Consider the following 11477-nt stretch of genomic DNA (forward strand, 5'->3'; position numbering starts at 1 on the left):
GCAATACTGTTCGCCAAATATTATTCTAGTGATTATTGGGTCTCTCTTCTTGCTTACTCGATCTCGCAGTCAACAAACCTATAATCACGTATCCAAAAACTTGGATTGTAAACAGAATAGCAACAAATTCTATTAATATACCTCGTCCCGAGCTTATATCCGTCATGAGATCTCTCAGAATCTGCTCAGGTTGAGATAATAGATCCCAACTGTTCCATCGATTGAATCGCCCGATATATACGCCTAAACTACTCAGCAGAATAATAACAGCAATAATCAACATGCTACTCACTCTGCTCATCATTCGATTTAACAATCGGTGAACTTGATGTATTGAACATATGGAGAGGAATAGACCTATGATAGCTACTCCAAAAGTTACCGTCAAACTATACCAGAAGTCCATTTGGAACCAAAATCTTGCCTCCCCTTGTGCATCCAAATATCGAAATGAATGTATTATTTCCGTGAACAGATACGCAGAATTCGGAAGGAAGAAAAGCCAAACAACACTCAGCAGTCCTATGCCAATAAGGCTGAGCTTAGTTATCTTTTTACTGGATATATATCTGATAATAGACGATAAAATGAATGGAACCCATGCTAAGAACACATCCCAGCTCAGGAAGTTGAACATGTTCTTGTCTGATTGGACACGTAAATACTGAGCCAGCCCAAGGCAACATAGCGTTGCCAGCACCAGCACACTAATTAATTTTATATCTTCAATAGCTGTTTTATTATTATTCATAAGTACTCCTTAACCAAGGTTGCTTGAAACTCTGTGTAGTGTGAAATAGAACGCTATAACATTGGAAATTTACGTTTCGTTCAAATGATTTCTAATGTTCATTTCACTCATATTCCATCCTTCGTTTGCTTTCGTTACAGTATGGATACTTGTATCATCCCCTTTTCAACTAAACCACGTTGGCTCCAGCCACCGCGATATCCTTCCTCATCCGTGCCATGTCTTACTAAATATATCTTCAAGATAATCCAACCCTTTCTGCATATCAGCGTAAGTTTATTTCACCTTAAGAGATCTAGCTCCGCACCATTACCTTGGTAAAGATATATGTATTCCCCATATTCACTACTGTCGTAAAAATAGTTATCAATCAAATGTAGCACCTGTCTCTTGAGCAACTCTGCTTCTTCCAACAATGAAGCACTTCGCGCTCCTGTACCTTCAGTGCGATCCGGGCCGGGTGCGACCGAGGTGTCTGACCAATCTATTGTCTCAAGATCGGACGCTTGTTCAACAAACTTCTCATAGCTATTTTTGTATTTTGTTAATGTATTGATGTCATCTGGGTGTTCATAGTGCTTCTTTAATTCAACCAAAATATGATTCCATTCCGCTTCCCACGCCTCCAAATATGCATTCGCAACATAATTGATCTCGGTAGTCGCAGAAGCCGTTTCAAAATCCTCACCAAAGGCCTGATCGATAGGATTGTCATCTGTCTTCACTTGGAGCGCTTTAACAATTTGAGGAGGAGCGTTTTCTTCCTCGCTGTTTACAATAGCATTTGTCGCAGCACAACCAGAAACTACCAGAGTAAATAAAGTCACTCCTATGAAACTGACGATCTTGGCATTGCTCATAAGACATTCTCACCTTTCCAATATTATACAACCTCTAATATAACCCAGAGATGTAGGTTTGCGAAGGGAAATATGGATCAGATTTCATACTTCCACTCCTCTGTTTACACTGTTACTTTCAAAAAAACAAAGACCGCTCCCGGTAACATACCAGGATACGGTCAAGTCGTCTGAATCTATTGTCAACTCTGTTGCTCTTTATTAGTGGCGTAATCGATCCGGACCAAAAACAAGATTAGCTGATTGCTTGGCCTGCTCTACAACCTGCATCACTTTTTCACTATGCTCAAGCATTTGAGCTGCTTTGTTCCAATCCAGCTCACGAATCATTCGATCAAATTCCACGAATTCATCATACATACGATGAGCATGATCTTTTTGATCTACACGGATCGGCTCTTGCTTATTAAGGACATAATTATAGCTGTCAACGATATTCGCAGAACTTGCCATATGAATATACCCTTTGTTTCCTTGAATGTTTACGGAATTGGGAGCTGTGCTATCTTTAGAACCTATGCAGACACACTTGAAATCACCGTAATCTAGGAACAAAATGCCTGATGTATCAATGTCTCGCTCCATGTTAGGCCAGTATTCTACTCTCTCAGGACTGCCGAACAGGCCTACAACGAGATGAATGTTATATAAGTTGATATCCATTAATGCCCCACCAGACATCTCTGGATTAAATGCCGGCAAGACTTCGCCTGTTTGGAAAGCAGCATACCGCGATGAGTATTGTGAATAATTACATTCGACAATTTTGATATCTCCTAATTGAGAGATGTGATCCTTCATGGACAGGTAGTTTTTTAAATATTGATTGGTTATCGCTTCCACCAGAATTAACTGTTTCTGCTCAGCTAACTCTTTCAGTTCCAGGAACTCGGACAGATTCGATGTAAAAGGTTTCTCGCAAATGACATGTTTGCCGTGTGACAACGCTTCTTTGGCATAATCGTAATGCAGATGATTTGGCAATCCGATATACACTGTATCCACGTCAGGATCGCCTAACATCTCACTATAGTTAGAATACACCTGCTCAATGCTATATTGTTGCTGCAGCAAACGTAATTTTTCCTCATGACTTGGTCTAGAGCTTATTGCTTGCAACGTTATAGTAGGAATGTCCTTAATAAAACTCAATAGATCCTGAACAATCATACCTGCTCCAACGATTCCTAGTTTCATCTTAGCTACATCCTTTCATGCCATTCTCTAAGATTTCCATGGCTAATATGGTTTCTTCGTCACGGATTACTTTGTCTCGGCCATTTACGATGGCTTGATAAATATCGTCATACACCCGAGCATAATCGCCTTTTTCGGAAATTACTTTTTCCTCATGGTACGTTCCATCATCATCCACATACGTAAGCACGCCATAGTGCTGAGGCAGATCAATCCCAAAATCATCATGCCCTTTTGGAAGATAAAATAATTTCAAATGTTCCTCTTGGCGATCCTCTGTTTGCTTCACAAAAACACCCTTTTTACCATATACCACAAAGCTTGGCCTTGGCTTCAGACGGAAAAAGCTTGATTTTACGGATACTTTGAGTGAATTGTAATAGAAGTCCAGATCAAAATAATCATTCATTCTGCCGGGGCCTAACAACTGACGAACATCATAATGGATACGATCTGGTTTACCGAAATAAGAGAGGACTTGATCAATCGTGTGCACACCATGTCCATATAGATAACTATTGTATTTGGAGAACTGGGAGACTGCGTTAGGTATTTCAGGTCGATAATAATCGTAATGCATTTCAACTTCCAGGAGATCCCCAAGCTTGCCGGATTCAATCACTTTCTTAGTTGTCAGGAAGTCAGAGTCATACCGTCTATTTTGATAACATTGAATGACCAGATTCTTTTCTTTTGCATATTGGAAAATAGACACGGCTTCTTCTTTTGTTAACATAAAAGGCTTCTCAACGAGTACATGTTTGCCATGATCCAGTGCCATCTTGGCATAATTGTAATGTGACTCTGTATGGGTACAGATGACAATTAATTGAATGTCTTGATCGTTCATCAGAGATGAAATGTCATCCGTATATCGAACACCTGGTACTCTCTCCCATTCTGCTTTCTCCAAGCTGCGTGCATAAATGGTTTTGACGTTCAGCTCATCCCGGTTCAGTGAGAACGGAAGATGATATCGATTCGTGCTTTTTCCATTACCGATGTATCCAATGTTCAACATAAGGTTTCCTCCTCAGAGTCTTTTCATTTATTATAGAATAAGACGGTCTTGCGTAAAGACTTTGACGCGATAACGGTACTTTCGATCATTATGTACAAGCTACATGGGTATATTTCTGAACAAAATGTTTATTTTCTATTGTTGATTCATGTTAATTTACAGAAGCTGGAGTGATCCTGTTGAACATCCTAATGCAGTTATCCGAAATGCAGAACTTTACACCGAATGAACAAAGCATCGCATCCTACATATTGAAGCACAAAGAGCATGTTCTCCAACTAAGTATTCAAGAGCTCGCCAAAGCAACATATACATCTCACTCGGCCATCCATCGCCTAACGCAAAAGTTAGGTCTTACGGGATTCAAAGAGTTCACCATTACGCTTGCCCGAGAGTTTCAGCAAAGTACACAGTCCATCTCCAACGTGAATCCTAACTATCCCTTTGGCTCAGGTGAATCTTCACTTCAGGTGGCACAAGAGATTGCAGAGCTGATGAAGGAAACCATTGAAAAAAACGTTGCATATATGGACGACGAGCTCCTATCACAGACAGCACATCTGCTGAATAATGCCAATCGTATCTTTATCTATGCACAGGGGGATTCACAAATTCGGGCAAAAAGTTTTCAAAATAAATGTTTTAAAATTAATAAGTATGTCGTCATTGCGACAGAGTTATCTGAATGGATTTATCACACCATTAATTTAACTTCGAAGGATTGTGCTATTTTCCTAACGTATCATGGGATCTCACCGAATTATGTTCAAGTGGCGCAGCACTTCAACCGTGAGAATATCCCGTTCATCACCATTACAGCAAGTAACCAGAGTGAGTTAGCCAAACTCAGTACGTATTGCATTCGAGTACCTAATGATGAGGAAAAGCTCGCTAAGATTGGTACGTTCTCGTCACAGATTGCTTTTGAATACGTATTGAACGTGCTCTACTCTTGCATCTACAAAATTGATTACTTGAAGAATATGCATACAACAACGGAGTCACTTAAGAAGTTCCAAATGAACAATGTGATGAAGGATATTTAATTTTCGATGATCTGACTCGACTAATTGAGGAAATATTAAAAAAAGGCTATCCCGTTGATCGAGATAGCCTCTTTTACATATGCTCCATTACATGCCTGCCGCGGATTTGATCCGTTGTCTTTGCGTAACAATTAGTTCATTTAACCGCTCTGTTCCAAAGGCGCCTGCCGAGAATGCATTCGCTTTAGGATAATACACCATACGCATAGATGTACCATCATGAAGATACACACGCAGGAAGATACCATAGTCATGTTTTGCTTTTTTATATACTTCGTCAAAGCCAACATATGGTAAAGGCAATAACTCGTTTACAAATTCCGCTGTTGCTTCTTCCGTGAAATCACCGATTATACTACCGTCATTTCCACTTTCCAAGCTGATCTTCTCTACTTTAGATTCGATGTCCATCAGATCGCCCATCGTTTCAGCCTTAGGATTATCACTCACCTGATACATTCTGTCATTGGCAACTAGACGAAATTGCGGCCGATAACCATTTAATTCATATATAGATGTACCGACTGAAAGGAATGCAGCGTCGCCATTTTGCACAACATGATCTGAACAAGCTTGTTCACTCAGTGTAAATTTAACTTCACCAACCTTGTCCCCAATGAGCTCAGGCTCAATTGGAGTTGCATCTGACTCTCGATCATTTAATGTGTAAGTAATATCATTAATCATTAGGAAATCCGCCATATTAATGTTTCCTGTTACACACGGCGATGAAGTGCTTGAACTGTCTGAAGCGCCTAATGACGACATTTCTCCATCATCCTCGGTGCTACAGCTGGTTAACATCATGGATACAAGAAATATACAAACCAGTTTCACTCCATATTTAAACGACCTCATTCTCTCACCTCAATCTATATGACGGAAGTTAGATTACCAAAGTTACAAGTATATGAGAAAAATGTTATCTAGACACATGTAACTACTCCGACTACTCATTAAAGTTTGAGGTAGTGGCTCACAAGGTTCTCCATATGCTGTACCATCATCTGTTTGAGCGAGTTCGGCTTCACCGCAATGATGGAACTTCCAAACCTCATGAAATAATTCGTGATAAAGCTCTCTTCCCCAGGGTTATAATATCCTCTAATAATCGTCCTCTCCCCATGCTCTATGCTCATGGATGGATAATTCTCTTTATAAAACAGATCTATGGCCTGCTCTCCGATCTCAACCTCGTACTCAATGCTATTCGCAGACTTGTATGCGTTTAACGAACGGTGAAGTAAATCATCAATAGAGTACTGTGTTTCACTATCCTCTTCTTGGAGTGAAGTGATTCGATCACAGCGAAAAACCTTCGTTTGTTGGGTCTTTCTGTCGATGCCACTAGCATACCATTGCCCATATTTTGCTGATATTTTAAAAAATTGAACATGATAACTTTTTACCTGCTGACCTTTCACATATTGAATGTTACAAGTGCTCTCATGAAGAATACTCTTCAGAATTCGATCCAAATAGTGACTTACATGGTGATGCTGGCTCACTTCGAATTGCAGGACTTTTTTCATCAATTGAATCTGCTGTAGTTGCTTCTGAGATAGACAGGCTTCGAACTTCTCGTTCAGCTGCTTAACACTTAGATGAAAGGGTGTGGATTGATAGGAGTCTAGTGTGAGCATCGCAAAATAAAGTGCATACACTTCATCCATTCTGAATAGGATTGGGGCTAACAATTGATGTTGCAATATTCCGTACCGCCCATACCTGCCATGCTCGGCATAGATCGGCACACCTAATTGCTCCAAGGAATCAATGTCCCGTAACGCTGTACTTTTGGAAATATTATATTTCTCCATCAGATCATGCAAATTAAAAAACTCACGATCGTTTAAGAATCTAAGCATGTCATTTAATCGTTCTGATTTTTTCATCATTATCTCCCTATAAAGGTTTCATGTTTTGACACCTTTATCAAGCATAATGAGTTCAAGGAGATATATCAAATCGATCAGATCATATCTACCTGAGTTAACTGATATATAAGGAGATGCATACGATGAGTGCAACATTAGAGGTAGCCATATTTCTATCCATGAACGGAAAGGCACAGGAGGCCATTCACTTCTACAAAACACATTTTGGCGCAGAAGAACGGTTCCGGGTAACGTATCAAGATATGGCTGAACGCGATCACGCGATACAACTTACGGATGACAACAGAAATTATATCTCTCATTCCGTCTTACAGCTTGGTAGTACCAAAATTATGATTGCGGAAGATCCCATGAATATCAATGAGCCATACCACGTTGGAAATAACACTTCATTATGTGTTCAAAGTGCTGATATAGAAGAAATCGAACGTTTCTACCATAGCCTTGTATCCGATCAACGCGTGCAAATCATTTCCCCGTTATCTAGTAATGTATTTAGCAAGGCATATGGCGTTGTGGAAGATCCCTTCGGCATTCAGATTCAACTAATGTATGATGCTCGATTGAAATCCTTGTAAACCAGTGAGGTGAGACGATGCCCTTAAGTGAGCGTAAGATTCGAATTCCCCATCACGACACTATATGATCCGGCGTTTCTAACGAACTCAGTCAGCCTTATTTGCAGGAAAATTACATTCCGGAAATACTAACGAATCTTTGACACGCTAATGTTGCTTTTGGGCGTAAGAATCGGATTATTACTGTGGTATTTCATAATATAACGTGTCTGAGATTCGTTAACACCAATTACACTGCTTCCAGCTATCCAGTGAATAGCATGAAACAGTGAAACCATTCATTTATGCGTTTTCAGGCACACTCTAGCATTAATTCAATCAGAAATTGTTTAATTATCCCCTCTATCTTCCATATCTTGTGTTATACTGGTAGACTCGTATAGTTGGCTAAGTCGATCCTTTGAATACAGACACAAGATAACAAAGAAAGGTAGTACATGTGCGGCTTGAAGAGAGCCGAATGGGCTATTAGGTATCGTTGATGAAGAAAAAATTAACTACTCTCGTCCTTTGCATTATTGCGGTTACTACAACCAAAGTGTTGTATCACTTGTTCCGAGGTACACTTGACAACGTAAACTGGATTGAATTTTTAGTTTATATTTTGACGATAGTGGCTGTCTTCGCAGTAATGAGTATATTAGATCTAATAGATCGTAGAAGAAATCTCTAGATCAGACGAACCTCAATTAGACTGCAGAAACCATAATAACTAAAATGCTAGCAGCTGTGATTCATAGCAAATAAGCAGAAAAATCGCCCATGCGGCGATTTTTTCGTCTTACAGATATTCATCCTACTATATACATGCAATTTAACTAGATTTACATTCCTCTATACTCACCGGTTCAACCCTTTCAAACAAAAACGAGGCACCCCTTAAGTATTCTCTAATATAAGCTTGAGCGTAGGGTTGCTCACCAACTAAGTTCACAATTTCAGATTCATTGGGCGCATGATGGCAGTAATTCGAGATTAGATTCATGATGAAGAAGCACTCCACATCTTGTAAATCGCCCTTTTTCAACGCTCTCACGTGCTCATAACCTTCAATAAATGAAATTCGCTGTGGTACATGAAGTCCTAGTAAAGCGCTTGCAACATCATAAAGATAATGCCCATATCCACATCTACCAAAATCAATCGGCTGAGGGTGATCATTGTGAATGATAATATTCCCGATATGCAAGTCAGCGTGAATCACACCATAATTCGCACTGTTTCGAGGCATTCTAACGAGGGTAGAGACGACCTTTTCCGCCGCATCTTGGTATCTCCTCCACGCCTCACTTGTGAGAAAACGAGGATAGTATGGCTCTAACGTGAGGAATTCCTCTTCAAACCATTCTGCACCCCAGCTCGGGCGGGTAAATTCAGCTGATGGCTTAAATTGAGCGAGTGCATGATGAAGTTTCCCCGTCATTACACCCATCTGATAAGCCATGCTCTCCGTAATGTCCTTATTTAGATGCTCACCTTCAACCCACCGCATTAATGTAACATAAGGATGCTGATAGCCTTCCTCCGTTTGGATCTGTTCAATAAACGATGCATCAGAGTTTTTGATCCCTTCAGGGACGTGCAAACCCTGTGTTTGATTGAGACTTTGAAGCAACTCAAGTTCTGAAGCTATTTCTTCTCCGCTCCACCGATCAGGATGTATACGAAGCAGAAGCTTCTCTTCCGCTAAAGTCACAATCTGATACGTGATCGCATCAGACCATTGGATAAATTGAATCCGTTCCCACGCCAGCCCATACCGCTGTATTGCAGTTAAAGCGACATTTCTTGCTCGAACGAGAACGGAGTTCCTAGGTTCTCCTATGTCGTAACTGAAAAAATGCTTCATTGTACTCCTCCTACAAAATTGATTAGATAACCTGATTTATGTATTGGATTATACGTATCATACGATCTCAAATATATATAACAGTTCATTCCAAGCTGTTCTTTACCTACAAACTAAAAAATGCTACAACTCCCACACAAGTATGCTTGTATAGGAGCCATAACATGTACAAATCTGTCCTCTATCGGCTGAACGATATGCAGTTCACTTGTATATGAAAATAAATCTAATGATTCGCAGTGGTTGCCACTGGCAGTGTAACAATGAAAGTCGTTCCTTGATTAGGTACACTTTCAACTCGAATGTCACCTTGATGAAGCGATACAATCTGCTTGGTGATCGCGAGTCCCATACCACTACCTTCATATTTACGACTATGGGAGCGATCTGCTTTGAAGAAGCGTTCGAATATACGTTTTTGGTCTTCAAGAGAAATTCCAATTCCCGTATCGGATATTCGCACAGTCACTTGATCACTTTCTTGTTGCATATGAACATGGATTGCGCCGCCATCACTAGAGAATTTGATGCCATTACCAATGATATTAGTCCATACTTGATCTAATTGATCATGATCAGCCATAACTTGGACAGGCTCTAATTCGAGTTCAAAATGAATATTACGAGCTGACCACTGAGGTTGAAGCGCCACAATTACCCTGCGGATCTGTTCATCAAGACTAAGCGTACGAAGTCGCATATGCTGCGACTGTGATTCAAGCATACTCAGCTTAAGCAAGCTATCACTCATTTTGGACATCCGCTTCGCTTCCGAAATAATAATATTCAGGTACCGCGTACGTTCGTGCTCTTCAAGGCTTACATTCTTAAGTGCTTGTGCGTAGCCAGAAATTGAAGTAAGTGGGGATTGAACCTCGTGTGAGACGTTGGCGACAAACTCCCTCCGCATCTGTTCCAGCTGCTGAAGGTCATGCGTCATTTCTTCAAAACTACGCGCCAGTGTACCGAGTTCACCACTTTGCTTAATGTTCAGCTTGAGATTGAAATCTCCTGCTGCAATCCGTTTTGTTGCTTTGGTCAGCTTTTTAATCGGTCTAACTAGAAATACTGAAGCAATCAGTATCAACAAGCTTCCTGTTATTAAGGAAGTGGTCGCGAAGATTAACCCCCACGAAATGACAAAAGCAGCCGAAGGCGGTGCAAGTGTTTCAAAGAATAGTGCCTTGGTTCCCATGTCCGTTTTCACTGGCAAACCGATGAGAGCCGTAGCAATTCCATTTCGTGTATCTTGCACGGCGCCTCCATTTAACACGGTCTGTAGTTGCTCCGACGTTATCTTAGCCGATTTATGTCGGTCAGAATGTCCATATGACGTAAACTCGCCTGTGGCTTCATATATCCGTATATAATAGGATTCAAGCTGCTTCATTTGACTAACGAATAAGTCAGCTTCTGATGACGGAAGCCTCTCATAGATCTGCACGACATCTTGACCAAAGTTACGCAAATTAATATTTGCATTCTCATTAAGTTGCTCCTGGAAGATCCATATTGATACAAAAAACGAGATAACTGTGCCTGCGATGACTGAGATGAGAAAGGTAAGAACTACACGTATGTACAAGGAACGAATCATTCGTTGACCTCAAGTCGGTATCCTAGCCCACGCACCGTTTCAATCCGAAAATCAGTTGTCGTCGCGAATCGTTCACGCAATCGTTTAATATGTACATCTATCGTCCGATCATCTCCGACATAATCAATGCCCCAGATCTGATCAATTAACTGCTCTCGTGTGTAGACTTGTCCGGGTGTTCCCGCGAGCTTATATAACAATTCGAATTCCTTGAGTGGCAATGTTAGTGATTCTGTACCTCGTGTCACTTTATACGTCTGCCGGTCTAATATGACATTGCCAAACTGAATCATCTGTGTTGAACCAATCTTATAACGTTTCAGCAATGCTCTCACACGAACAGTGAGCTCCAGGGGGTCAAATGGTTTGGTTAGATAATCATCCGTTCCAAGTTCAAATCCCTTCACCTTCTCCCATGTCTCTCCTCTTGCGGTAAGCATTAATAACGGAAGATCCGGATTGGCTCTTCGAAGCTCCTTGCACAGTGTCCAGCCATCCATGATCGGCATCATAATATCAAGCACGACAAGATCTACTTGTGCTGAGCCGTACACCTTCAGGGCTTGTTGGCCATCTTCTGCTTCAAGTGTCGTGAAACCGTCATTCCGTAAAAATAAACAGACAAGTTCGCGGATATTCGCATCATCATCCGCAACCAATATTGTAGGCATCGTTCTCTA

General features: G+C 40.7%; 11 protein-coding genes. 2 read left to right on the forward strand and 9 right to left on the reverse strand.

Translation table 11 applies throughout. The features are described 5' to 3' along the window. Nucleotides 1–25 precede the first annotated feature (25 nt). The 4 genes from ASD24_RS03900 to ASD24_RS03915 all read right to left on the reverse strand — a co-directional run bounded on the left by ASD24_RS03900 (nt 26) and on the right by ASD24_RS03915 (nt 3829). On the reverse strand, nt 26–751 hold the full coding sequence (locus ASD24_RS03900; RefSeq protein ID WP_056691757.1) for a DUF1361 domain-containing protein: 726 nt from the start codon (nt 749–751) through the stop codon (nt 26–28). A gap of 281 nt (nt 752–1032) precedes the next feature. After that, nucleotides 1033–1611: a hypothetical protein gene (locus ASD24_RS03905; RefSeq protein WP_056691760.1), complete on the reverse strand. Its 579-nt coding sequence runs from the start codon at nt 1609–1611 to the stop codon at nt 1033–1035. Between the two features lie 201 nt (nt 1612–1812). Then, complete coding sequence (locus ASD24_RS03910) at nt 1813–2808, reverse strand: Gfo/Idh/MocA family protein (RefSeq protein WP_056691763.1); 996 nt, start codon at nt 2806–2808, stop codon at nt 1813–1815. Between the two features lies 1 nt (nt 2809). Continuing rightward, nucleotides 2810–3829, reverse strand: coding sequence for a Gfo/Idh/MocA family oxidoreductase (locus ASD24_RS03915; protein WP_056691764.1), 1020 nt, complete (start codon nt 3827–3829; stop codon nt 2810–2812). Between the two features lie 179 nt (nt 3830–4008). On the opposite strand from ASD24_RS03915, the gene ASD24_RS03920 reads away from it, so the two are divergent. Continuing rightward, nucleotides 4009–4875: a MurR/RpiR family transcriptional regulator gene (locus ASD24_RS03920; protein WP_056691767.1), complete on the forward strand. Its 867-nt coding sequence runs from the start codon at nt 4009–4011 to the stop codon at nt 4873–4875. Between the two features lie 87 nt (nt 4876–4962). Here the strand turns inward: ASD24_RS03920 and ASD24_RS03925 are convergent, their stop codons facing one another. Both ASD24_RS03925 and ASD24_RS03930 read right to left on the reverse strand, forming a co-directional pair. Then, a complete protein-coding gene (locus tag ASD24_RS03925) occupies nt 4963–5643 on the reverse strand; it encodes a hypothetical protein (protein ID WP_145047603.1) in 681 nt (226 codons plus the stop codon). Between the two features lie 188 nt (nt 5644–5831). Further along, nucleotides 5832–6773 carry a helix-turn-helix transcriptional regulator gene (locus ASD24_RS03930; RefSeq protein WP_235540328.1) on the reverse strand — a complete coding sequence of 314 codons (942 nt, stop codon included), beginning with the start codon at nt 6771–6773 and terminating at the stop codon, nt 5832–5834. Nucleotides 6774–6895: 122 nt separating this feature from the next. Here ASD24_RS03930 and ASD24_RS03935 point away from each other — a divergent pair, with 122 nt between their 5' ends. After that, complete coding sequence (locus ASD24_RS03935) at nt 6896–7351, forward strand: VOC family protein (RefSeq protein WP_056691777.1); 456 nt, start codon at nt 6896–6898, stop codon at nt 7349–7351. Nucleotides 7352–8165: 814 nt separating this feature from the next. Here the strand turns inward: ASD24_RS03935 and ASD24_RS03940 are convergent. The 3 genes from ASD24_RS03940 to ASD24_RS03950 form a co-directional block, all read right to left on the reverse strand. Next, entirely contained in the window at nt 8166–9200 is a 1035-nt protein-coding gene (locus tag ASD24_RS03940) for a phosphotransferase enzyme family protein (RefSeq protein ID WP_056691780.1), read from the reverse strand. A gap of 226 nt (nt 9201–9426) precedes the next feature. Then, the gene (locus ASD24_RS03945; protein WP_056691782.1) at nt 9427–10797 is read right to left on the reverse strand and encodes a sensor histidine kinase; all 1371 of its coding nucleotides are present in this window, start codon (nt 10795–10797) and stop codon (nt 9427–9429) included. Further along, complete coding sequence (locus tag ASD24_RS03950) at nt 10794–11468, reverse strand: response regulator transcription factor (RefSeq protein WP_056691784.1); 675 nt, start codon at nt 11466–11468, stop codon at nt 10794–10796. Before ASD24_RS03950 ends, ASD24_RS03945 begins: the two co-directional genes overlap by 4 nt. Nucleotides 11469–11477: the final 9 nt, after the last annotated feature.

Source organism: Paenibacillus sp. Root52 (assembly GCF_001426865.1).
In the GTDB taxonomy this organism is placed as follows: Bacteria; Bacillota; Bacilli; order Paenibacillales; family Paenibacillaceae; genus Paenibacillus.

What these genes read in the sequence shown, in the direction of transcription:
- ASD24_RS03900 (WP_056691757.1), bottom strand. Translation starts at nt 751, where the DNA reads ATGAATAATAATAAAACAGCTATTGAAGATATAAAATTAATTAGTGTG.
- ASD24_RS03905 (WP_056691760.1), bottom strand. Translation starts at nt 1,611, where the DNA reads ATGAGCAATGCCAAGATCGTCAGTTTCATAGGAGTGACTTTATTTACT.
- ASD24_RS03910 (WP_056691763.1), bottom strand. Translation starts at nt 2,808, where the DNA reads ATGAAACTAGGAATCGTTGGAGCAGGTATGATTGTTCAGGATCTATTG.
- ASD24_RS03915 (WP_056691764.1), bottom strand. Translation starts at nt 3,829, where the DNA reads ATGTTGAACATTGGATACATCGGTAATGGAAAAAGCACGAATCGATAT.
- ASD24_RS03925 (WP_145047603.1), bottom strand. Translation starts at nt 5,643, where the DNA reads ATGTCGTCATTAGGCGCTTCAGACAGTTCAAGCACTTCATCGCCGTGT.
- ASD24_RS03930 (WP_235540328.1), bottom strand. Translation starts at nt 6,773, where the DNA reads ATGATGAAAAAATCAGAACGATTAAATGACATGCTTAGATTCTTAAAC.
- ASD24_RS03935 (WP_056691777.1), top strand. Translation starts at nt 6,896, where the DNA reads ATGAGTGCAACATTAGAGGTAGCCATATTTCTATCCATGAACGGAAAG.
- ASD24_RS03940 (WP_056691780.1), bottom strand. Translation starts at nt 9,200, where the DNA reads ATGAAGCATTTTTTCAGTTACGACATAGGAGAACCTAGGAACTCCGTT.
- ASD24_RS03945 (WP_056691782.1), bottom strand. Translation starts at nt 10,797, where the DNA reads ATGATTCGTTCCTTGTACATACGTGTAGTTCTTACCTTTCTCATCTCA.
- ASD24_RS03950 (WP_056691784.1), bottom strand. Translation starts at nt 11,468, where the DNA reads ATGCCTACAATATTGGTTGCGGATGATGATGCGAATATCCGCGAACTT.